We start from the raw sequence: 21,319 nt of genomic DNA on the forward strand, positions 1-21,319 counted from the left end.
GACGCGCGCCCCGGCGCATTTCGGTCTCCAACTACACCCCAAGTTGTGAAGAGCCCCTATATGCGTTCACGTGGCCGGCGATAGCGCCTTCAACCTGATCAGGAGTAAGGGTGGTGGTACGGAGATCATTCATCGTTCCGTCGGGCCCATGGTGCGCCCTGTTGAATCCGTGACCTGTGTTGAAATGCCATTTCTCGCCGTTGATCTCCGCAGAGCGCCGAAGGTTCACGCCAGCACCCTTGGAGATGAAATCGACTCCACACGTATTGTGAACAAGGACGGGCGTGTTTCCGGCGAGCACGTAATACGTGTGGAAGTTGGCGACCGTCAGGTTGTACGCCGCCTGCGTCCCGACGCTCACGCTAAGCCCTTGAACAACGACAGGCGTGCCCTTGTTGGTGACAAGGGATTCACCTATTTCGAGCTGCTCGGCGGGCTGCCACTTGTTTTCACTTGCGTTCCAGAACGGGTGGTCGTTGGTCGTCGCCACTGACCCACCAGCGACGGCTAAAGGATGTCTCGTAACTCGGTGAAGGCGTTGCCTGGCAACGGTGCTGGCGTCACCCCGCGAGGATGATGTTGTGGAGGTGGGCGATGCCGGATGCGGTGTCGGTCAATGTGCTGGCGGCGCGTCGGTAGTCGCGCAGGATCTTGAAGCACTTCATGCGGGCCAGGGCGTGTTCGACCTGTGCCCGGATGGTGCGGTGTTGTTTGTTCAGGTCTGTCTTCCACTCGGGTAGCTCGCTGCCGTGGGCGGGTTTGCGGTACGGGATGATCACCTCGGGGTTGCCGCGGTAGGCGCCGTCGGCCATGACCGTGTGTCCGGCCAGTTTCTGGTCGATGCCGCTGGTGCGGTAGACGATGGTGTCGTTGCGGTTTCCGGGTTGCGGATCGCCGAGGGCGACGACGAGGTGGGTGTGGGCGCTGATGGCGACCTGCAGGTTCGTCGAGTACCGGTAGTTCTTGCTCGGGGCGGCCAGGCGGTGGTCCCGGGTGGGGATGAGGGTGCCATCAACGATGCTGATCTCGTCTACCCGACGCCGCCGCACCGGTGCCAGGGCGAGCAGGGAGCCGAGGGTGTCGATGACCCTGTGCGCGGCGGAGTGCGACACCCCGAACAGCGGGCCGATCTGGCGCATCGTCAGGTTCGTACGCCAGTAGGCGGCCACCAGCAACACCCGGTCGGCGAGGTCGAGAGACCACTGCCGGCCCGGCCGGCCGTCAGCGATGGCGTCTCCGCCACGCTCGGCGACCAGCCTGACCAGGCGGCGGAACTGGGCGGGCTGCAGCCCGGTGAACGGAAAGATCCACTCCGGGCGAGCCGCTGAGATCACCTGCACCACCACATGATCCACCATGGACCAGACACCAAGTTACGAGACATCCCTTAGACGCCAAGACCGTCGACAACCCCGAATGGGTCCTTCAGCCCGTCTACCAAGGATGGCAAAACGCTGAGGTCGCCGCCGAAGGGCTTCTCGGGGTAGATGACCTCTACTACTGTGCGGCAACAGGCGCCCGCGAAGCCTGCGCCTGGACCATCTTCAACGGTGTTGCGCTGCTCACCGGCATGTGGGCAGCTAGAATAGGTGGCGGCCTTCTCGCTGCGGAAGGCGCGACAAACGGGACCAAGGTTGCTTCAGGACTGTGTAGCTTCTCCGCTGAGACGCAAGTCCTCATGGCAGATGGCACCACAAAAGAGATGCAAGACCTCCGAGTCGGAGATGTGGTCGCCGCAGCTGATCCGGAGACCGGAGAAAGTGGTGCTGAGAGCATCACGCATATTTGGATCCATGACGACGAGCTGCGCCTCCTAAGGGATGTCTCGTAACTTGGTGTCTGGTCCATGGTGGATCATGTGGTGGTGCAGGTGATCTCAGCGGCTCGCCCGGAGTGGATCTTTCCGTTCACCGGGCTGCAGCCCGCCCAGTTCCGCCGCCTGGTCAGGCTGGTCGCCGAGCGTGGCGGAGACGCCATCGCTGACGGCCGGCCGGGCCGGCAGTGGTCTCTCGACCTCGCCGACCGGGTGTTGCTGGTGGCCGCCTACTGGCGTACGAACCTGACGATGCGCCAGATCGGCCCGCTGTTCGGGGTGTCGCACTCCGCCGCGCACAGGGTCATCGACACCCTCGGCTCCCTGCTCGCCCTGGCACCGGTGCGGCGGCGTCGGGTAGACGAGATCAGCATCGTTGATGGCACCCTCATCCCCACCCGGGACCACCGCCTGGCCGCCCCGAGCAAGAACTACCGGTACTCGACGAACCTGCAGGTCGCCATCAGCGCCCACACCCACCTCGTCGTCGCCCTCGGCGATCCGCAACCCGGAAACCGCAACGACACCATCGTCTACCGCACCAGCGGCATCGACCAGAAACTGGCCGGACACACGGTCATGGCCGACGGCGCCTACCGCGGCAACCCCGAGGTGATCATCCCGTACCGCAAACCCGCCCACGGCAGCGAGCTACCCGAGTGGAAGACAGACCTGAACAAACAACACCGCACCATCCGGGCACAGGTCGAACACGCCCTGGCCCGCATGAAGTGCTTCAAGATCCTGCGCGACTACCGACGCGCCGCCAGCACATTGACCGACACCGCATCCGGCATCGCCCACCTCCACAACATCATCCTCGCGGGGTGACGGGGCCTGTCTCGCTAAGGGTGTTTCCGGCGATCTTGGTTAGTAGGTTTCAGCGGCTGGGAAGCGGTCGCTGAAGGTGATGGCGAAGGCGTTCAACGCGGGTTTCCAGCGCATCGTCCATCGGGTTCTGCCTGTGCCGGTGGGGTCCAGGGACCGGGTCACCAGGTACAGACACTTCAACGCGGCCAGCTCGTTGGGGAAGTGGCCGCGGGCCTTCACCGCCCTGCGGTAGCGGGCGTTGAGCGACTCGATCGCGTTGGTGGAGCAGATGACGGTGCGGATCTCCAGGTCGTAGTCGAGGAACGGGATGAACTCCGCCCAGGCGTTGTCCCACAGGCGGATCACCGCCGGATACCGGCCGCCCCACTTCTCCGAGAGGTCGTCGAACGCCGCCCTGGCCGCTTCGGCGTTGACGGCGGTGTAGATCGGCTTGATGTCCCGCTTCAACTCGTCCCAGTACCGCCGTGACGTCAGCCGGAAGGTGTTGCGGATCAGATGGATGATGCAGGTCTGCACCACCGTGCGGGGCCACACGTTCATCACGACCTCCGGCAGCCCCTTGAGTCCGTCGCAGACGAGGAAGAACACGTCCTTGACCCCGCGGTTACGCAGGTCGGTCAGCACGCTCATCCAGAACTTCGCGCCCTCACCACCCGTTCCGGCCCACAGTCCGAGGATGTCCTTCTCGCCGTCGAGGGTGACTCCGATCGCGGCGTAGAACGGCCGGTTCGCGACCTGCCCGTCACGGACCTTGACCACGATCGCGTCGATGAACACCGCCGCGTAGATCTCATCCAGGGGCCGATGGGACCAGTCGGTCATCTCCTCGATGACCTTGTCGGTGATCCGCGAGATCGTCTCCTTGCTGACCGAGGCGCCGTAGATCTCAGCGAAGTGGGCTGAGATCTCCCCGGTCGTGAGGCCTTTGGCATACAACGACAACACGACCTCGTCGACGCCGGACAGGCGCCGCTGCCGCTTGCGCACGATCTGCGGGGTGAACGTGCCAGCCCGGTCTCGCGGCACGTCGATCTGCACCACCCCGTTGGCCTCGGTCAGCACCGTCTTCGAACGCGTGCCGTTACGAATGTTGCCCGCGCCGGCGCCGGCCTGGTCGTGCTTTTCGTAGCCGAGGTGCTCGGTCATCTCCTCGTTCAACGCGGTCTCCAGGACCGTCTTGGTCAACTGCTTGAGCAGCCCGTCCGGGCCAGTCAGCGACAGGCCCTGTTCCTTGGCCGCCCGAACCAGGTCGACGGCGGCCTTCGCCTCCGCCGACGGCTCAGGCCGCTTCTTCCGTCCGGTCTGATCGTTCAATGTCGCGGTCATCACGGCACCCTCCTCACCAGGCACAACGCCTGGCAGGTCGGGCCGGAAACACCGTTAGATCCACAGACCCGGGTGACGCGTCCACGGAGGTGCCCGTCATTGGGTGTGTTGCGTAGATGAGAGGCGGCCATCGCGTCGATCCTTCAAGACGACCAAGTCAGAGAAGGAAGAGAGAACGCGATGGCCGCATCTGAGAGGGCGGTGCGCAGTACTACGTCCGTTTCGGGTTGAGTGTGAAGACACCGGGTTCGTTTTCGGTGAGGACGTTGTGGTTGACCATGCGTTTCAGCTTCGCGCGGGTGCCTTCGACGTGTTTCGGTAGGGGTTCGACGCCGAGTGCGAGGCAGATGCCCTTGGCGCGCATGCCGGTGGGTGCGGTGCTGAGGATGTGCAGGATCTGCTGGTAGGGGGCGCTGGCGATGGTGGGGTCGGCGGCGGTGAACTCGGCGGCGGTGAGGGTGCGCAGGGTGGTGCGGGTGGTGGCCAGGTCGGCCAGTTCGGCGCCGAGGCGGGCGAGTTCACCGGTCAGCTCGGTGATCTGCTCGCGGAGCCGGTCGGCGTCCTGGCGTGTGGTGGTTTCCCGGTCGGCGATCAGGTCGAGGACGGTGGGTAAAGGATGTCTCGTAACTCGGTGAAGGCGTGGCTCGGAACAGTGCTGGTGTCACCCGGCGAGGATGATGTTGTGGAGGTGGGCGATGCCGGAAGCGGTGTCGGCCAATGTGTGGGCGGCGCGTCGGTAGTCGCGCAGGATTTTGAAACACTTCATGCGGGCCAGGGCGTGTTCGACCTGCGCCCGGACGGTGCGGTGCTGCTTGTTCAGGTCTGCCTTCCACTCGGGCAGCTCGCTGCCGTCGGCGGGTTTGCGGTACGGGATGATCACCTCAGGGTTGCCGCGGTAGGCGCCGTCGGCCATCACCGGTCTACCTGCGAGTTTCTGGTCGATGCCGCTGGTGCGGTAGACGATGGTGTCGTTGCGGTTGCCGGGTTGCGGGTCGCCGAGGGCGATGACGAGGCGGGTGTGGGCGTCGATGGCGACCTGCAGGTTCGTCGAGTAGCGGTAGTTCTTGCTCGGGGCGGCCAGCCGGTGGTCCCGGGTCGGGACGAGGGTGCCGTCGACGATGCTGATCTGGTCGACCCGACGTCGGCGCATCGGGGCCAGGGCGAGCAGGGGGCCGAGGGTGTCGATGACCCGATGGGCGGCGGAGTGCGACACCCCGAACAGCGGGCCGATCTGGCGCATCGTCAGGTTCGTGCGCCAGTACGCGGCGACCAGCAGCACCCGGTCGGCGAGGTCGAGAGACCACTGCCGGCCCGGCCGCCCGTCCGCGATCGCATCACCGCCACGCTCGGCGACCAGCCGAACCAACCTGCGGAACTGAGCGGGCTGCAACCCGGTGAACGGGAAGATCCACTCCGGGCGAGCTGCCGAGATCACCTGCACCACGACATGATCCATCATGGACTGACTGCCAAGTTACGAGACGTCCCTTAGGTTCACCGGTGCCGCCAGGAGGGTGTGCTGGTTTCGGTCAGCCGCCGCACGATGTTCGCCGTCGACGCCCACAGGGTTCGTGACACCGAGGACTCTGGTCGGCTTTCGTACTCGCGCACGAGGCGGCGGTGCAGCATCAGGGTGCCGTTGACCTGCTCGACGATCCACCGTTTGCGGATCGGTACGAACCCGGGTTTGGTGTCGGAGCGTTTGACGATCTCGACGTCGATGCCCAGGACGGCGCCGTGCAGGGCGAGGTCCTGTTTGAACCCGGCGTCGACCCAGGCGCGGCTCACCGTCGGGGTGTGTTCGACGAGTTTGTCGAGCAGCCGGATGCCGATGGCGTTGTCGGTGACCGAGGCTGCGGTCACCACGACCGCGATGATCAGCCCCAACGCGTCCACGGCCAGGCCCCGCTTACGCCCCGACACCTTCTTCGCCGCGTCCTTGCCGGTTGTGGCGGCCGGGACGTGGTTCGCCGCCCTGATCGACTGGGTGTCCAACACGACCGCGCTCGGATCCTCCCGACGGCCAACCTTCTCCCGTGCCTGGCAGCGCAGGAGATCGTGGATCACCTGGTCGGTGCCGTCGTCACGCCATAGCGCGAAGTAGTAGTAGGTGGCCGACTTCGGCGGCAGATCGTGCGGCAGGTACGCCCACTGACAACCGGTCCGGTTCTGGTAGAAGATCGCGTTCACGATCTCCCGCAGGTCGTAGTCGCCCTCACGACCCGACACCGAGACCGCGACGCGCTTGGCCTTCCACGCCTGCAGAAACGGCCCGATCAGCTCCCACTGCTCGTCGGTGACATCACTGGGATACCGCTTTCGATCACCCATGACCGGGCTAACGCCCCATCCGCCCGACGGTCACGACCAGAACTCACATTCAACCCATCGACCTACTGCTATCCATAGCGAACCCGCCGGAAGGCCACCAACCAGACGCAACGTATAGATCAGATCAAGTTACGGGTCTGTGGATCTAACGGTGTTTCCGGCCCGACCTGCCAGGCGTTGTGCCTGGTGAGGAGGGTGCCGTGATGACCGCGACATTGAACGATCAGACCGGACGGAAGAAGCGGCCTGAGCCGTCGGCGGAGGCGAAGGCCGCCGTCGACCTGGTTCGGGCGGCCAAGGAACAGGGCCTGTCGCTGACTGGCCCGGACGGGCTGCTCAAGCAGTTGACCAAGACGGTCCTGGAGACCGCGTTGAACGAGGAGATGACCGAGCACCTCGGCTACGAAAAGCACGACCAGGCCGGCGCCGGCGCGGGCAACATTCGTAACGGCACGCGTTCGAAGACGGTGCTGACCGAGGCCAACGGGGTGGTGCAGATCGACGTGCCGCGAGACCGGGCTGGCACGTTCACCCCGCAGATCGTGCGCAAGCGGCAGCGGCGCCTGTCCGGCGTCGACGAGGTCGTGTTGTCGTTGTATGCCAAAGGCCTCACGACCGGGGAGATCTCAGCCCACTTCGCTGAGATCTACGGCGCCTCGGTCAGCAAGGAGACGATCTCGCGGATCACCGACAAGGTCATCGAGGAGATGACCGACTGGTCCCATCGGCCCCTGGATGAGATCTACGCGGCGGTGTTCATCGACGCGATCGTGGTCAAGGTCCGTGACGGGCAGGTCGCGAACCGGCCGTTCTACGCCGCGATCGGAGTCACCCTCGACGGCGAGAAGGACATCCTCGGACTGTGGGCCGGAACGGGTGGTGAGGGCGCGAAGTTCTGGATGAGCGTGCTGACCGACCTGCGTAACCGCGGGGTCAAGGACGTGTTCTTCCTCGTCTGCGACGGACTCAAGGGGCTGCCGGAGGTCGTGATGAACGTGTGGCCCCGCACGGTGGTGCAGACCTGCATCATCCATCTGATCCGCAACACCTTCCGGCTGACGTCACGGCGGTACTGGGACGAGTTGAAGCGGGACATCAAGCCGATCTACACCGCCGTCAACGCCGAAGCGGCCAGGGCGGCGTTCGACGACCTCTCGGAGAAGTGGGGCGGCCGGTATCCGGCGGTGATCCGCCTGTGGGACAACGCCTGGGCGGAGTTCATCCCGTTCCTCGACTACGACCTGGAGATCCGCACCGTCATCTGCTCCACCAACGCGATCGAGTCGCTCAACGCCCGCTACCGCAGGGCGGTGAAGGCCCGCGGCCACTTCCCCAACGAGCTGGCCGCGTTGAAGTGTCTGTACCTGGTGACCCGGTCCCTGGACCCCACCGGCACAGGCAGAACCCGATGGACGATGCGCTGGAAACCCGCGTTGAACGCCTTCGCCATCACCTTCAGCGACCGCTTCCCAGCCGCTGAAACCTACTAACCAAGATCGCCGGAAACACCCTTAGCGAGACAGGCCCCAAGTTACTGCGGACCGACCTCTTACGCCGCTTGGGATAGTGATTGATCGGTTGCTGGTTCGGGCGGGTTGATCCAGACGGCGCCGGGCAGGTGCAGCGCTTTCGGTCTGGGCCGGCCGGAGAAGCGTTCGAGGTGGGCGGCCCAGGCAGTGTCGAGGGCCTGCTCGCGTTGCTTCTGTTGGGTCGCGGCGTGGCCGTAGTGGACGTCGGCGGGGGTGTGCAGACCGACCCCGGCGTGGTGGTGTTCGTGGTTGTACCAGCCGAAGAACGTGTCACAGAACGCCCGGGCGTCGGCCAGTGACCCGAAGGATTCGGGGAACGTGGGGTGGTACTTCACGGTCTTGAACGCGGCTTCGGAGAACGGATTGTCGGTGCTCACGCGCGGGCGGGAGTGCGATCGGGTGACGTGGAGGTCGGCCAGCAGCGCCGCGACGCGTTTGGAGGTCATCGAGGTGCCGCGGTCGGCGTGCACGACCTGCGGGACCCCGTGCACGGCGATGACCTCGGTGATGAAGCCGTGGGCGATCTCGGCGCTCTCTCTGGCGGCGACGTGGTACCCAACGATGTACCGCGACCAGATGTCGATCATGACGTAGGCGTCGTAGTACACACCCTTGGTCGGGCCTGGCAGTTTCGTGATGTCCCAGGTGAACACCTGCCCCGGGCCGGTGGCCGTCAACTCCGGGCGTGCCCGGGCAGGGTGCCGGGCCTGGCGGCGCCGGTCGACGACCTGATCATTGGTACGCAGGATGCGGTAGAGGGTGGAGATCGAGGCCAGGTAGACGCCTTCGTCGAGCAGCGTCGCGAACGCTTCAGTCGGGGTGGTGTCGACGAACCGGTCGCTGTCGAGCACGGCCAGGACGCGAGCGCGTTCGGTGTCGCTGAGTCGGTTCGCCGGTGCCGGCCGAGGCGTGGGTACGCACGTCACTGGGGTGCGGGAGCGTCGGTGCGCGGTGCTGCGGGCGATCCCGGTCAGCCGGGCCGCTGCACGGGTCGACGTCTGCGCGGCCAGTAACGCCGTGTGGGAATCGGTCAGGGCTTGGTCGGCCTGGTGTCGGTGTCCGCGCTCTCGGAGATCTCGGCCAAGAGCGCGTCTGCTTTTCCCATAATGTCCAACGCGGCCTCAGTCCGGGCGATCTTCCGGTTCGCCAACTCCAACTCCCGGCGCAACCGAGCGATCTCGGCCTGCGACCAGGGCCGTCGCTCCGGAGGAACGCCTCATGATGACCACGCAGCAACTCGCCGGCCGCCTACACCGATTGCTTCTTTGCCGAACCGGCGAAGAAGCGGCACCCCGAGCATCGGTGCGACCTCCTCATGGCGCGGGGTGCGTCCGCCATGAGGAGGTGAAGCAGCATGCGGTCGGCAGCGATCAGCACCGGGAGTGTGGCGCGTTCCCAGAGGTGCCTGACGACTCCGGCGTCGCAACACCACCGCAGCCCGATACTGGTCAGACCGCGCAGGCCAGTGGGCGCAGGCCACACCAGGCGACGACACCACAGTGGCGTACCTGTGATCCGCAAGAGTCCAACATCGCGCTGCTCGACAACGATGCCCACGACGTGATCGAACTCGCGGCCGCCGCCCGAAAGGTAGCCGCCGCGACGAACCCTTGCCCACCTACGTTCGGGTGACGCCAGGACTACAGATCGAAACAGTACGAGCGTACGTGAGACGGAGCAGCGAAAGAGCCCTGATCCGAGTAGACGAATCAAGGCTCTGACCTGCTGAAACACTGTCGGGACGGCCGGATTCGAACCGACGACCCCTTGACCCCCAGTCAAGTGCGCTACCAAGCTGCGCCACGTCCCGATTGCTCCCGCGCGGTGTTCTTTTCTCCCTGCGACAGCCGGTACAGCTTAGCGCACGATCTTCCCCACACACGCATCGGCCCCCGCCCGCCTCCGCCACCTCACACCCCCTAAGGGCGTCCTAGGAGGATAGGGTGGGAGGGGAGGACGGAGAAGCCGGGCGGGGTCGCTTGCCCCGCCCGGCTTCAGGTCCTGCGGATGAGGTCAGCCGTGCGCCTTGCCCCGGCCGCCCGGGCCGAGCTTCTTGCGCGGGCGTACCGAGATCTCCACCGGGCTGCCCTCGAAGCCGAACTCCTCGCGGAGCTTGCGCTCGACGAAGCGCTGGTAGCCGGCGTCCAGGGGCGCGGTGGTGAAGAGCACGAACCGCGGCGGGGCGACGCCCGCCTGGGTGGCGAAGAGGATCTTCGGCGCCCGGCCGCCGCGGATCGGGTGCGGGGTTGCCTGCACCAACGCGGTCAGCCACTGGTTGAGCTGGGCGGTCGGCACCCGGGTCTCCCAGCTCGCCAAAGCCTTGCGCAGCGACGGGGCGAGCTTGTCGACCGCGCGGCCGGTCATCGCCGACAGGTTGAGCCGCAGCGCCCACGGGATGCGGCGCAGCTCCCGCTCGATCTCCTTGTCCAGGTAGTACCGGCGGTCGCCGTCGACCAGGTCCCACTTGTTGAAGGCGATCACCAGCGCCCGGCCGGACTCGGTGACCATGGCCAGGATCCGCTGGTCCTGCTCGCTGATCGGCTCGCTGGAGTCGAGCAGCACGACCGCCACCTCGGCGGCCTCGATCGCCCCGGCAGTCCGCAGGCTGGCGTAGTACTCGGTGCCGCTGGCCCTGCCGACCCGCTTGCGCAGCCCGGCCGTGTCCACCAGCTGCCAGGTCTCCCCGCCGATGGTGACCAGGCTGTCCACCGGGTCGACGGTGGTGCCGGCGACCGAGTCGACGACCGCCCGCTCCTCGCCGGAGAACCGGTTGAGCAGGCTGGACTTGCCGACGTTGGGCCGGCCTACGAGCGCCACCCGGCGCGGGCCGCGCGGGCGGTTCTCCACGATCGCCGGCGCCTCGGGCAACGCCTGCAGGATCCTGTCGAGCAGGTCGCCGGAGCCCCGACCGTGCAGCGCGGAGACCGGGAACGGCTCGCCCAGCCCGAGCGACCAGAGCGACGTCGCCTCCATCTCGATCGAGGTGTTGTCGGCCTTGTTGGCCACCAGGATCACCGGCTTCGCGCTGCGCCGCAGCATCTTCACCGCAGCCTCGTCCACGTCGGTGGGGCCCACCATGGCGTCGACCACGAACAGCACCACGTCGGCGGTGACGACGGCGATCTCGGCCTGTGCGGCGATCGCCGCGGCCCGGTCCTTCGCGTCCGGCTCCCAACCGCCGGTGTCCACCACGGTGAACGCCCGGCCGGACCACTGCGCGTCGTACGGGACCCGGTCCCGGGTCACCCCCGGAACGTCCTCCACGACCGCCTGCCGGCGACCGATGATCCGGTTTACCAGGGTGGACTTGCCGACGTTGGGACGGCCCACCACGGCGACGACCGGCACGGGGCCGGTCGACTCCTCGGCGTCGAGGTCCGGCTCGCGCAGCTCCACCCAGCCCTCGTCGGTGGTCATGCCACTCCCCGCTCAGTCAGCAGCGCACGCAGCCGGTCGACGACCTCGTCGATGCCCAGCTCGGTGGTGTCCAGCACCACCGCGTCGGCCGCCTGCTGCAACGGGTCGGCCTTTCGGGTCGAGTCGAGCTGGTCCCGGCGGGCCAGGTCGGCCGCCGTGGCGGCCACGTCGGCGGCGTCCTCGACGCTGCGCCGCTGGGCGCGGGCCACCTCGGAGGCGGTCAGGTAGACCTTCAGGTCCGCGTCCGGCGCGACGACCGAGCCGATGTCCCGGCCCTCGACCACGATCCGGCCGGCCTTGGCGATCAGCTCCCGCTGCCGGGCCACCAGCAGCGCTCGCACCGCCGGCACGGCGGCCACGGCGGAGACGGCGGTGGTGACCTCGGAACCCCGGATCTCCCGGTCGACGGTCACCCCGTCAGCGGTCACCCCGTACCCCTGTGGGTCGGTGCCGATGCGCAGGTCGACCTCGGCGGCGACCTTGCCCACCGCGGCGGCGTCGGTCACATCGACCCCGGAACGCAGCACCGCCCAGGTGATCGCCCGGTACATCGCGCCGGTGTCCAGATAGCGGGCGTCGAGCCCGGTGGCGAGCCGCCGGGAAACGGTGGACTTACCCGAACCGGACGGCCCGTCCACAGCTACCACGCAGCGCCCGGCCCGTTCGTTTTCCTCCACCGTGATCCTCCTCAGCCCGTGCCTCGCGGGGCCCGGCGGCCCTTCGCAAGCGGTTGTCGTCGTCGTCAATCATGCCCACGGCCGGCATTCCGGCCGCGCGCGACGCCGCCGGTGGCGACCCACGCCACCGTTGCGCCCCGCCCGGGGCGCCACGGAAGCCTACCGGTTGTGGTACCCCGCACCGCGGGGTCAGTCACCCACGGCTTTGAACAGCGCGGCGACCTCCGCGTTGGTGAGCCTGCGGGTCCGCCCTGCGCGCAGGTCGCCGAGGCGGATCGGCCCGATCGCGGTACGCACCAGCCGGGCCACCGGGTGCCCGACCTCGTCCAGCAGGCGCCGGACGATGTGCTTGCGCCCCTCGTGCAGGGTCAGCTCCACCTGGGCGGTCTTGCCCAGGGTGTCCACCAACTTGAAGGAGTCGACCGTCACCGGGCCGTCCTCCAGCTCGATCCCGGCCGCAAGCCGCCTGCCGAGGTTGCGCGGGATCGGGCCGGCCACCTCGCACAGGTACGTCTTCGACACCCCGTACGACGGGTGCATGAGCCGGTGGGCGAGGGTGCCGTCGTTGGTGAGCAGCAGCAGGCCCTCGCTGTCCGCATCGAGCCGCCCGACGTGGTAGACCCGCTGCTCCACCCGGTTGCTGATGAAGTCGGACAGCGCGGCGCGTCCCTTCTCGTCCGCCATGGTGGAAACCACCCCGCGAGGCTTGTTCATCGCCAGGTACACCAGGCGGACGTCGGCCTGGAGGCGCTCGCCGTCGACGTGGATGACGTCGCGGGTCGGGTCGGCCCGGTCACCGAGCGTGGCCACCCGGCCGTTCACCGTGACCTGACGGCGGAAGATCAGGTCTTCGCAGGCACGCCGGGAGCCCACGCCGGCGGCGGCCAGCACCTTCTGGAGGCGTTCGGCCCCCTCGAAGACGGGCGCGTCGGGTTTGGGGGCACGTTCATCGCGTGGCATCGGCAAGCTCTTCTACGTCGTCGGGGAGGAACGGGGCGAGTGGCGGCAGCTCGTCGACGGAGTTCAGCCCCAGCTTTTCCAGGAACATCGTGGTGGTCCGGTAGAGGAACGCCCCGCTGTCCGGTTCGGTGCCGCACTCCTCGATCAGGCCGCGGGAGACCAGCGTACGGATCACCCCGTCGCAGTTGACACCCCGGATGGCCGAGATCCGCGACCGGGTCACCGGCTGCTTGTACGCCACCACGGCCAGTGTCTCCAGCGCCGCCTGGGTCAGCCGGACCGACTGCCCGTCCAGGACGAACCGCTCGACGTACGTAGCGTATTCCGGCCGGGTGTACAGCCGCCAGCCGCCAGCCGCCCGGCGCAGCTCGAAGCCGTGCCCAGCGGCGGTGTAGCCGGCCGCGATGTCGTCGAGCACCGGGCCGATCCGCTCGGGAGACTGCTCCAGCACCTGGGCGAGGGTCAGCTCGCCGACCGGCTCGTCCACCACCAGCAGGATCGCCTCCAGCGCGCCGCGCAGCTCCGCGTCGTCGAGCACCACGGCCGGGGGTGGCTCGGGTGCCCTCCGCCGGCCCCGCCTCGGCGCGCCCCCCTCAGCAGCACCGCCGACCCCGCCACCGCCACCTGCCCCGCCACCCGCTCCGCCTGCGGCGAGGGCCTCGGGGCCGGCCGCGTCCTCCCCCGATGTGCCCGCGTCCTCCCCCGGTGTGCCCGCGTCGGCGACCCTGGGCGGTTCCGCCTCCTGGAGGTGCCGATCCACGCCAGGGTCCGCTGCCGCGGCGACCCCGTCGGAGATCTTGGAGGGATTCGGCCCCTCGGGGGGCCGTCTGCTTCCAAGATCTTCCGCAGTCTGGTCGGGGTCGACCGGTGCGGGGGGGTCCTGGCAGGGCTGGGCGGGGCGGTCCCAGGGTGGGATCCAGGCGGCGGCCTGGTCGGCCAGGGAGTCGCGGCGTTCCTCTTCGCTCATTCCGGTCGCTCCTCCGTCGTCGCCTCGGCCTCGGCCTCCGCCTCCGCCTCGGCCCGTGGCCCGCCCTGCGCCGCGCCGGCTCCGTCGGGAGGCACGGCGACCGGGTCGGGTGGGGTGCCGGCGTACTCGTCGACGTGCAGGTCGGCGGCTCCGTCGGCGGGGCCGGTCCAGCGGACCGTCAGCTCCTCCAGGGCCTGCTCCTGCACGAAGGAGACCAGGCCCTCCCGGTACAGCTCCAGCAGGGCCAGGAACCTGGCCACCACCTCCAGGGTGGCCTCGCAGTCGACGCAGAGCAGCGAGAAGGTCGCGGTGCCGGCCCGGCGCAGCCGCTCGGCGAGGATCGCGGCGTGCTCACGGACGCTGACCCGGACCATGTGCACGTGCGCGATGGACACCTCGGGCGCCGGCTTCGGGGTCATCGCCCTGACGGCGATCCGGAGCAGCCGCTCCGGTCCGATGCCGAGAACCAGGTCGGGCAGCGCCTCGGCGTACCGGGCCTCCAGGGTCACCGCCCGGGGATACCGCCGGCCGCCGACCGCCTCCAGCGCGGCGATGTGCGCGGCCGCCTCCTTGTACGCCTTGTACTGCAACAGCCGGGCGAAGAGCAGGTCCCGCGCCTCCAGCAGAGCGAGGTCCTCCTCGTTCTCCACCTCGGCGGCGGGCAGCAGCCGGGCCGCCTTCAGGTCGAGCAGGGTGGCCGCGATCAGCAGGAACTCGCTGGCCTCGTCCAGGTCCCACTGGTCGCCCATGGCCCGGATGTAGGCGATGAACTCGTCGGTGACCCGGTGCAGGGCCACCTCGGTGACGTCGAGCTTGTGCTTGCCGATCAGTTGCAGCAGCAGGTCGAACGGGCCGGTGAAGTTGTCCAGCCGCACGGTGAACCCGGTCGCCGCGCCGGCGTCGACCTCGACGGCCGCCCCGGCCCCGGCGGGCGGGAGCGTGGCGGGCGGGTCGAGGGGCGGGGCGGTCACCGGACGACCGTAGTCCACGCTCCCCGGGCCCCGGCGGGAAGGCACGCCCCGGATCGGGGGCACACGCTGGGACGACGACGCACGGGGGCTACCGCTCCGCCTGCTGGGCGATCACCTCGCGGGCGAGCTGGCGATAGTTGCGGGCGCCGGACGAGGCCGGGTCCATGGTGGTGATCGGCGCGCCGGCCACCGTGGACTCCGGGAACTTCACCGTCTTGGTGATGACCGTCTGGTAGACCTTGTCGCCGAACGCCTCGACCACCCGCTGGAGCACCTGGCGGCAGTGGGTGGTGCGGCTGTCGTACATGGTGGCGAGGATGCCCTCCAACTCCAGGTCGAAGTTGAGCCGCTCGCGCACCTTGTCGATCGTGTCGAGCAGCAGGGCCACGCCCCGGAGGCTGAAGAACTCGCATTCGAGGGGGATGAGCACGCCGTGCGCGACGGTCAGCGCGTTGATCGCCAGCAGGCCCAGCGAGGGCTGGCAGTCGATCAGGACGTAGTCGTACTCCTTGCGGATGCTGCGCAGCACCCGGGCCAGGGCCATCTCCCGGGCGACCTCGTTGACGAGCTGAATCTCGGCGGCGGAGAGGTCGATGTTGGCCGGCAGCAGGTGCAGGCCGGCCACGTCCGTCTTGATCAGGACGTCCTCGGCGGTGACGTCGTCCTGCATCAGCAGGTTGTAGACCGACAGGTCGAGGTTGTGCGGGTTGACCCCGAGCCCCACCGAGAGGGCGCCCTGCGGGTCGAAGTCGACCAGCAACACCTTACGGCCGTACTCGGCCAGAGCGGCGCCCAGGTTGATGGTGGTGGTGGTCTTGCCGACGCCACCCTTCTGGTTGGCCATCGCGATGATCCGGGCCGGCCCGTGCCGGTCGGTGGGCATCGGCTCGGGGATCGGCTTACGCATCGTGTAGGCCGCCGGGTCCGCCGGGCCGAGCCCCGCACCGAGCGTGGCCTGCTGCTCGCGGAGCTCCGACGTCCAGGTCTCGGCACGGTCACCGTTGCCAGCCATGTCCTCGTTGCCCCCTCCCGACGACCACCCGGTGTCGGAGCCGTCCGACGTCCCTCGCGGCGCCGCGGCGCACCCCGGTCATCCACCCCGCAAGGTCCGCGCCATGCCGACTGTACGCCACCGGCCAGCAGGGCGATCGGCACCGGTACGGCGTGTCGGCAGGTACGCCGTGCCGGTCGGGGCTGGGCCCGGCCGCGGGGCGGGAGCGGGTCAGCCCCGGGCCCGGGGGTGGGCGGTGGCGTACACCTCGCGCAGCCGCTCCACGGTGACCAACGTGTACACCTGGGTGGTGGTCACCGAGGCGTGGCCGAGCAACTCCTGCACCACCCGTACGTCGGCGCCGCCGTCGAGCAGGTGGGTGGCGTACGAGTGGCGCAGGGTGTGCGGGGAGACCGCGCCGGAGCCGGTCACCGGCAGACCCGCCCGCTCGGCCGTCCGGCGCAGGATGGTCCACGCGCCCTGCCGGGTCAACGCCGCCCCGCGCGCGTTGACGAAGACCGCCGGGGTGCCCCGGCCTGCGGCGACCAGCCCGGGGCGGGCCCGCACCAGCCAGGCGCGCAGCGCCTCGACGGCGTACCCGCCGACCGGAACGAGGCGGGTCCGGCCGCCCTTGCCCCGCAGCAGCACCGTCCCCTCGGCGGCGTCCAGGTCGTCCACGGCGGCGCCGACGGCCTCGGAGATGCGCGCCCCGGTGCCGTACAGGAACTCCAGCAGCGCCCGGTCGCGCAACGCGAGCGTGGCGCCCTCGCCGGTGGCGGCCACCGACCCGGCGGTCTCCAGCAGCCGGACGACCTGGTCGACGGCGAGCGCCCGGGGCAGCCGGCGCGGCGGGGCCGGCGGCCGGACGTCGCGGCTCGGGTCCGCGCCGGCCAGCCCCTCGCGCAGCGCGAAGCGGTGCAGGCCGCGTACGGCGCTGGCCGCCCGGGCCGCCGAGGAGACGGCGAGCGGCGGGTGGCCGTCGTCGCCGGCGCGCAGCCGGGCCAGGTGCGCCTCGACCTGGCCGGCGTCCACGGCGGCCAGGTCGGCGACGCCGGCCGCGGCGAGCGTCGCGAGGTAGCGCTCCAGGTCCCGACGGTACGACGACAGCGTGTTCGCGGACAGGCCACGTTCGACGGTGAGGTGGTCGAGGTAGCCGCGCACGGCGCGACGCAGGGCCGGTGCGGGCTCCTCGCCCGGACCGGCCCCGTCGGTCGTCGCGCCCCGCGCGTCGTCGGTCAGGCCAGCACCTCGTCCAGCGGCAGGGCCGGCAGGCCGTGCGCCTCGGCGACCGGGCCGTAGACGACCCGCCCGTCGTGGGTGTTCAGGCCCAGCGCCAGGGCCGGGTCGCGGCGCAGCGCGTCGCGCCAGTCCCGGTTGGCCAGCTCCAGCGCGTACGGCAGGGTGACGTTGGTCAGCGCGTAGGTGCTCGTGTGCGGCACCGCGCCGGGCATGTTCGCCACACAGTAGAAGATCGACTCGTGCACCTGGTACGTCGGCTCGGCGTGCGTGGTGGGGCGGGAGTCCTCGAAGCAGCCGCCCTGGTCGATGGAGATGTCGACCAGCACGCTGCCCGGCTTCATCCGGGAGACCAGTTCGTTGGAGATCAGCGTCGGGGCCTTCGCGCCGGGCACCAGCACCGCGCCGATGACCAGGTCCGCGTCGAGCACGGCCCGTTCGATCTCGTACGCGTTGGAGGCGACCGTCTGCAGGTGGCCCCGGTAGATGGCGTCCGCCTGGCGCAGCCGGGCGACGTTCTTGTCCAGCAGCAGCACCTCGGCCTGCAGGCCGAGCGCGATCGCGGCGGCGTTCATCCCGGACACGCCGGCGCCGATGACCACGGTCTTCGCCGCGTACACGCCGGAGACACCGCCCATCAGGATGCCGCGCCCGCCGCCCTGCCGCTGGAGGTGGTACGCGCCGACCTGCGGGGCGAGCCGACCGGCCACCTCGGACATCGGGGCGAGCAGCGGCAGCGACCGGTCGGGAAGCTCGACGGTCTCGTACGCGATACCGGTGACCTTCCGGTCGATCAGCGCGTCCGTGCACGCCTTGGACGCGGCCAGGTGCAGGTAGGTGAACAGCACCTGCCCCTCGCGCATCCGGTGGTACTCCTCGGCGATCGGCTCCTTGACCTTGAGCACCAGCTCGGCGGCCTCCCACACCTCGTCGGCGGTGGCCAGGATCTTCGCCCCGGCCGCGGCGAACTCGTCGTCGGTGATGCTGGACCCGACACCGGCGCCGGACTCGACGAAGACCTGATGACCGCTGCGGGTGAACTCGTTGACGCCCGCGGGCGTGATCGCCACCCGGTACTCGTGGTTCTTGATCTCGCGGGGGATTCCGACCTTCACGATGCAGACACCTCTCTTCGGGGCGTCCCACCCCGACCGCACGGTGCGCGGCGGCTCCGTTGCCGCCGCGGTCCACCGGTCCCGTCGGCGGCAGTCTAGGCGCGCCGTCCGCCGCGCAGCGCCGACACTGTGGCATCCGGTCCCCGCCGGTGCTGACGATGTGTCAGGCATAAACAGAACCCAATGGTGGAGGACATCTCAGCCATCAGGACACATTCGACCCCGATCGTCCCACGGGTCGGACGGCGGTACGGACAGGACGTGAGTGGATCACTAGGGTGTCGCCCCATGACCACTCCTTATCAGCAGTACCCGCAGGGCGGCGTCTCCGACAAGAGCAAGCTCGTCGCGGGCCTCCTCGGCATCTTCCTCGGCACCTTCGGCGCCGGGCGTTTCTACATGGGCGACACCAAGACCGGCGTGATCCAGCTCGTCGTGAGCCTGGTGACCTGCGGTGCCGGCGGCATCTGGGGTCTCATCGACGGCATCCTGATCCTGGTCAACGGCGGCGTCGACGGGCAGGGTCGCCCGCTGCGCGACTGACGTTCGACAGCGACGAAGAGGGGCCGTGCGGCGAACCGCACGGCCCCTCTTCTCGTCGTACCCGGCGGCCGGGCCCCGATTCCACCGGCCCCGGTCCCGGCCCTGGTGAAAGGCCCCTGGTCACGGGCCGCCAGCCAGCCCGGCGGCCCGGCCGCTCAGCGCGGTAGCGGCGCGTCCGGGCGGCGCAGCACCGACCAGCCGGTGTCCCGGGCGCGGGCGGCGGCCAGCAGCCCGGCCACGGCGGGCGCGTTGGTGATCTCCCCGGCCAGCACCATCCGCACCGCCTCGTCCAGGTCGACCCGGATGACCTGGAGGTCCGCCTCCTCCTCGCTGCGCCGGTGGCGCCGCTCGGCGGGCACATCGGCCAGGTCCCGGGCCAGGAAGACCCGGATCATCTCGTCGGTGAAGCCGGGCGAGCTGTGCAGGTCGACCAGCACGTCGACCGTGCCGGCGGTGAGGTCGACCTCCTCGGCCAGCTCGCGGGCCGCCGCGGCGGCCAGGTCCTCCCCCGAGACGTCCGTCAGGCCGGCCGGCAGCTCCCACAGGTGCCGGCCGACGGGGTGACGGTACTGCCGGATCAGCACCACCTGGCCGGCATCGTCCACCGCCACGACGGCCACCGCGCCGACGTGCCTGACGTAGTCGCGGGCGGAGGTGCCGCCGCCGGGCATGGTGACCTCGTCGGTGACCACGGAGAAGATCCGCCCGGCCCAGACCTGCCGCCGCCCGGTCACCTCGTAACGGTGCTCCACGGCGCTCACGACGCCGACGCCGACTTCTTCTCGGCGGCCGCTCCGCCGTTGCGGTCGGCCCGGCGGGCCGCCTCCTCCGTCGCCGGGGCGGCGTCCAGGTTGACCGGTAGCTGGTCGGCCTCGGAGTACGTCACGGCGGCCTTCACGAACGCCGCGAACAGCGGGTGCGGCCGGGTCGGCCGGCTCTTCAGCTCGGGGTGCGCCTGGGTCGCCACGAAGAACGGGTGCAGGGCGCGGTCCAGCTCGACGAACTCGACCAGCCGGCCGTCCGGGGACGTGCCGGAGATGGCCAGCCCGGCCTTGGTGAGCTGGTCACGGTAGGCGTTGTTCACCTCGTACCGGTGCCGGTGCCGCTCACTGACCTCGGTGCTGCCGTACGCCTCGGCGACCAGCGAGCCCTCGGCGAGCGTCGCCGGGTACGCGCCGAGCCGCATGGTGCCGCCCAGGTCGCCCCGGCCGGCGACGATGTCCTCCTGGTCTGCCATCGTGGCGATGACCGGGTGCGCGGCCTCCTCGTCGAACTCCAGCGAGTTCGCCCCGTCCAGGCCGGCGAGGTGGCGGGCCACCTCGATGGTCATGCACTGCAGGCCGAGGCACAGGCCGAGCAGGGGCACGCCGTTCTCCCGGGCGTACCGGGCGGTGCCGATCTTGCCCTCGATGCCGCGCACCCCGAAGCCACCGGGGATGACGATGCCGTCCACGCCGGCCAGGGCCGCCGCCGCGCCGGCCGGGGTGACGCAGTCGTCGCTGGGCACCCAGCGCAGCTGCACCCGGGCCCGGTGGCCGAAGCCGGCCGCCCGGATCGCCTCGCTGACCGACAGGTATGCGTCTGGCAGGTCGACGTACTTGCCGACCACCGCCACCGTCACCGTGTGGCGCGGCTGGTGCACGCGGTCCAGCAGGTCGTCCCAGCTGGCCCAGTCGACGTCGCGGAAGGACAGGCCGAGTCGGCGCACCACGTACGCGTCCAGGCCCTCCCGGTGCAGCACCTTCGGGATGTTGTAGATGCTCGGCGCGTCCGGGGCGGCGACGACCGCCTCCCGGTCAACGTCGCAGTAGAGCGAGAGCTTCTCCTTGAGCTTGTCCGGGATCTCCCGGTCGCAGCGCAGCACGATCGCGTCCGGCTGGATGCCGATGTTGCGCAGCTGGGCCACCGAGTGCTGGGTCGGCTTGGTCTTCAGCTCCCCCGACGGGGCCAGGTACGGCACCAGGGAGACGTGCAGGTAGAAGCAGTTGTCCCGGCCCAGGTCGTGGCGGACCTGCCGGATCGCCTCGAGGAACGGCAGCGACTCGATGTCGCCGACGGTGCCACCGACCTCGGTGATCACCACGTCCGGAGCCTGACCGTCGCCGTCCGGGTCGGCCATGCCGAGGATCCGCGCCTTGATCTCGTTGGTGATGTGCGGGATGACCTGGACGGTGTCGCCCAGGTACTCGCCGCGCCGCTCCTTGGCGATCACCTCGGAGTAGATCTGGCCGGTGGTGACGTTCGCCTTGCCGGACAGGTTCCGGTCCAGGAAACGCTCGTAGTGCCCGACGTCCAGGTCGGTCTCGGCACCGTCCTCGGTGACGAACACCTCGCCGTGCTGAAACGGGTTCATCGTCCCTGGGTCGACGTTGAGGTAGGGGTCGAGCTTCTGCATCACCACGCGCAGCCCGCGCGCGCTCAGCAGACTGCCAAGGCTGGAGGCGGTGAGGCCCTTACCCAGCGAGGAGGCGACTCCCCCGGTGACGAAAATGTGCCTGGTCGTCCGTGCTGAAGGGGCCAAGGCCTGCTCCCGTGTCGTCCGTCGCGGTCGTGCAGACCGCCGTGCCGATCAGCAAAGTGATCACGCGATCCACGGGATTCCACGCTAACAC

Annotated in this window: 21 protein-coding genes and 1 tRNA gene; 5 read left to right on the forward strand and 17 right to left on the reverse strand. The window is 69.4% G+C overall.

Annotated elements, in window-relative coordinates; translation table 11 throughout:
* Positions 1 to 31: 31 nt before the first annotated feature.
* Both OG559_RS30925 and OG559_RS30930 read right to left on the reverse strand, forming a co-directional pair.
* The gene (locus tag OG559_RS30925) at positions 32 to 490 is read right to left on the reverse strand and encodes a polymorphic toxin-type HINT domain-containing protein (protein ID WP_405110628.1); all 459 of its coding nucleotides are present in this window, start codon (positions 488 to 490) and stop codon (positions 32 to 34) included.
* A 70-nt stretch (positions 491 to 560) separates the two neighbouring features.
* The gene (locus OG559_RS30930) at positions 561 to 1,340 is read right to left on the reverse strand and encodes a transposase family protein (RefSeq protein WP_405117094.1); all 780 of its coding nucleotides are present in this window, start codon (positions 1,338 to 1,340) and stop codon (positions 561 to 563) included.
* A gap of 524 nt (positions 1,341 to 1,864) precedes the next feature.
* On the opposite strand from OG559_RS30930, the gene OG559_RS30935 reads away from it, so the two are divergent.
* Positions 1,865 to 2,644 (forward strand): transposase family protein, encoded by a 780-nt coding sequence (locus OG559_RS30935; RefSeq protein ID WP_405117094.1) that lies wholly within the window; start codon positions 1,865 to 1,867, stop codon positions 2,642 to 2,644.
* 39 nt (positions 2,645 to 2,683) lie between these two features.
* Here the strand turns inward: OG559_RS30935 and OG559_RS30940 are convergent, their stop codons facing one another.
* The gene (locus OG559_RS30940; protein ID WP_405110631.1) at positions 2,684 to 3,970 is read right to left on the reverse strand and encodes an IS256 family transposase; all 1,287 of its coding nucleotides are present in this window, start codon (positions 3,968 to 3,970) and stop codon (positions 2,684 to 2,686) included.
* A 388-nt stretch (positions 3,971 to 4,358) separates the two neighbouring features.
* Here OG559_RS30940 and OG559_RS30945 point away from each other — a divergent pair, with 388 nt between their 5' ends.
* Positions 4,359 to 4,583: a hypothetical protein gene (locus tag OG559_RS30945; RefSeq protein ID WP_405110634.1), complete on the forward strand. Its 225-nt coding sequence runs from the start codon at positions 4,359 to 4,361 to the stop codon at positions 4,581 to 4,583.
* Positions 4,584 to 4,631: 48 nt separating this feature from the next.
* Here OG559_RS30945 and OG559_RS30950 read toward each other — a convergent pair whose 3' ends face one another.
* Together OG559_RS30950 and OG559_RS30955 are read right to left on the reverse strand one after the other, a co-directional pair.
* Positions 4,632 to 5,411 carry a transposase family protein gene (locus tag OG559_RS30950; protein WP_405116622.1) on the reverse strand — a complete coding sequence of 260 codons (780 nt, stop codon included), beginning with the start codon at positions 5,409 to 5,411 and terminating at the stop codon, positions 4,632 to 4,634.
* Between the two features lie 53 nt (positions 5,412 to 5,464).
* Complete coding sequence (locus OG559_RS30955; RefSeq protein ID WP_405110636.1) at positions 5,465 to 6,301, reverse strand: IS5 family transposase; 837 nt, start codon at positions 6,299 to 6,301, stop codon at positions 5,465 to 5,467.
* Between the two features lie 203 nt (positions 6,302 to 6,504).
* On the opposite strand from OG559_RS30955, the gene OG559_RS30960 reads away from it, so the two are divergent.
* A complete protein-coding gene (locus OG559_RS30960) occupies positions 6,505 to 7,791 on the forward strand; it encodes an IS256 family transposase (RefSeq protein WP_405110631.1) in 1,287 nt (428 codons plus the stop codon).
* A 59-nt stretch (positions 7,792 to 7,850) separates the two neighbouring features.
* Here the strand turns inward: OG559_RS30960 and OG559_RS30965 are convergent, their stop codons facing one another.
* Positions 7,851 to 8,681 carry a transposase gene (locus tag OG559_RS30965; protein WP_405110639.1) on the reverse strand — a complete coding sequence of 277 codons (831 nt, stop codon included), beginning with the start codon at positions 8,679 to 8,681 and terminating at the stop codon, positions 7,851 to 7,853.
* A gap of 367 nt (positions 8,682 to 9,048) precedes the next feature.
* Here OG559_RS30965 and OG559_RS30970 point away from each other — a divergent pair, with 367 nt between their 5' ends.
* A complete protein-coding gene (locus OG559_RS30970; protein ID WP_405110642.1) occupies positions 9,049 to 9,462 on the forward strand; it encodes a hypothetical protein in 414 nt (137 codons plus the stop codon).
* Positions 9,463 to 9,566: 104 nt separating this feature from the next.
* Here the strand turns inward: OG559_RS30970 and OG559_RS30975 are convergent.
* The 9 genes from OG559_RS30975 to ald all read right to left on the reverse strand — a co-directional run bounded on the left by OG559_RS30975 (position 9,567) and on the right by ald (position 18,164).
* Positions 9,567 to 9,640, reverse strand: a tRNA-Pro gene (locus OG559_RS30975).
* Between the two features lie 203 nt (positions 9,641 to 9,843).
* The gene (der, locus tag OG559_RS30980) at positions 9,844 to 11,247 is read right to left on the reverse strand and encodes a ribosome biogenesis GTPase Der (protein WP_405110645.1); all 1,404 of its coding nucleotides are present in this window, start codon (positions 11,245 to 11,247) and stop codon (positions 9,844 to 9,846) included.
* On the reverse strand, positions 11,244 to 11,924 hold the full coding sequence (gene cmk, locus OG559_RS30985; RefSeq protein ID WP_405110647.1) for a (d)CMP kinase: 681 nt from the start codon (positions 11,922 to 11,924) through the stop codon (positions 11,244 to 11,246). Before cmk ends, der begins: the two co-directional genes overlap by 4 nt.
* Positions 11,925 to 12,113: 189 nt before the next feature.
* Positions 12,114 to 12,884 (reverse strand): pseudouridine synthase, encoded by a 771-nt coding sequence (locus OG559_RS30990; protein WP_405110649.1) that lies wholly within the window; start codon positions 12,882 to 12,884, stop codon positions 12,114 to 12,116.
* Complete coding sequence (scpB, locus tag OG559_RS30995) at positions 12,871 to 13,851, reverse strand: SMC-Scp complex subunit ScpB (RefSeq protein WP_405110651.1); 981 nt, start codon at positions 13,849 to 13,851, stop codon at positions 12,871 to 12,873. Before scpB ends, OG559_RS30990 begins: the two co-directional genes overlap by 14 nt.
* Positions 13,848 to 14,822 (reverse strand): segregation and condensation protein A, encoded by a 975-nt coding sequence (locus OG559_RS31000; protein ID WP_405110653.1) that lies wholly within the window; start codon positions 14,820 to 14,822, stop codon positions 13,848 to 13,850. The genes scpB and OG559_RS31000 overlap by 4 nt, the downstream gene beginning before the upstream one ends.
* A gap of 88 nt (positions 14,823 to 14,910) precedes the next feature.
* Positions 14,911 to 15,834, reverse strand: coding sequence for a ParA family protein (locus OG559_RS31005; RefSeq protein ID WP_405110656.1), 924 nt, complete (start codon positions 15,832 to 15,834; stop codon positions 14,911 to 14,913).
* A 210-nt stretch (positions 15,835 to 16,044) separates the two neighbouring features.
* Positions 16,045 to 17,052: a site-specific tyrosine recombinase XerD gene (locus tag OG559_RS31010; RefSeq protein WP_405117097.1), complete on the reverse strand. Its 1,008-nt coding sequence runs from the start codon at positions 17,050 to 17,052 to the stop codon at positions 16,045 to 16,047.
* Positions 17,049 to 18,164 (reverse strand): alanine dehydrogenase, encoded by a 1,116-nt coding sequence (gene ald / locus OG559_RS31015; RefSeq protein ID WP_405110658.1) that lies wholly within the window; start codon positions 18,162 to 18,164, stop codon positions 17,049 to 17,051. Before ald ends, OG559_RS31010 begins: the two co-directional genes overlap by 4 nt.
* A 186-nt stretch (positions 18,165 to 18,350) precedes the next feature.
* On the opposite strand from ald, the gene OG559_RS31020 reads away from it, so the two are divergent.
* Entirely contained in the window at positions 18,351 to 18,707 is a 357-nt protein-coding gene (locus OG559_RS31020; protein WP_405117100.1) for a TM2 domain-containing protein, read from the forward strand.
* A 155-nt stretch (positions 18,708 to 18,862) separates the two neighbouring features.
* On the opposite strand, the gene OG559_RS31025 is transcribed toward OG559_RS31020, so the two are convergent.
* Both OG559_RS31025 and OG559_RS31030 read right to left on the reverse strand, forming a co-directional pair.
* Positions 18,863 to 19,468, reverse strand: coding sequence for an NUDIX domain-containing protein (locus OG559_RS31025; protein ID WP_405110661.1), 606 nt, complete (start codon positions 19,466 to 19,468; stop codon positions 18,863 to 18,865).
* Positions 19,465 to 21,228, reverse strand: coding sequence for a CTP synthase (locus OG559_RS31030; protein WP_405110663.1), 1,764 nt, complete (start codon positions 21,226 to 21,228; stop codon positions 19,465 to 19,467). Before OG559_RS31030 ends, OG559_RS31025 begins: the two co-directional genes overlap by 4 nt.
* Positions 21,229 to 21,319 lie beyond the last annotated feature (91 nt).

Source organism: Micromonospora sp. NBC_01405 (assembly GCF_045040155.1).
In the GTDB taxonomy this organism is placed as follows: domain Bacteria; phylum Actinomycetota; class Actinomycetes; order Mycobacteriales; family Micromonosporaceae; genus Micromonospora.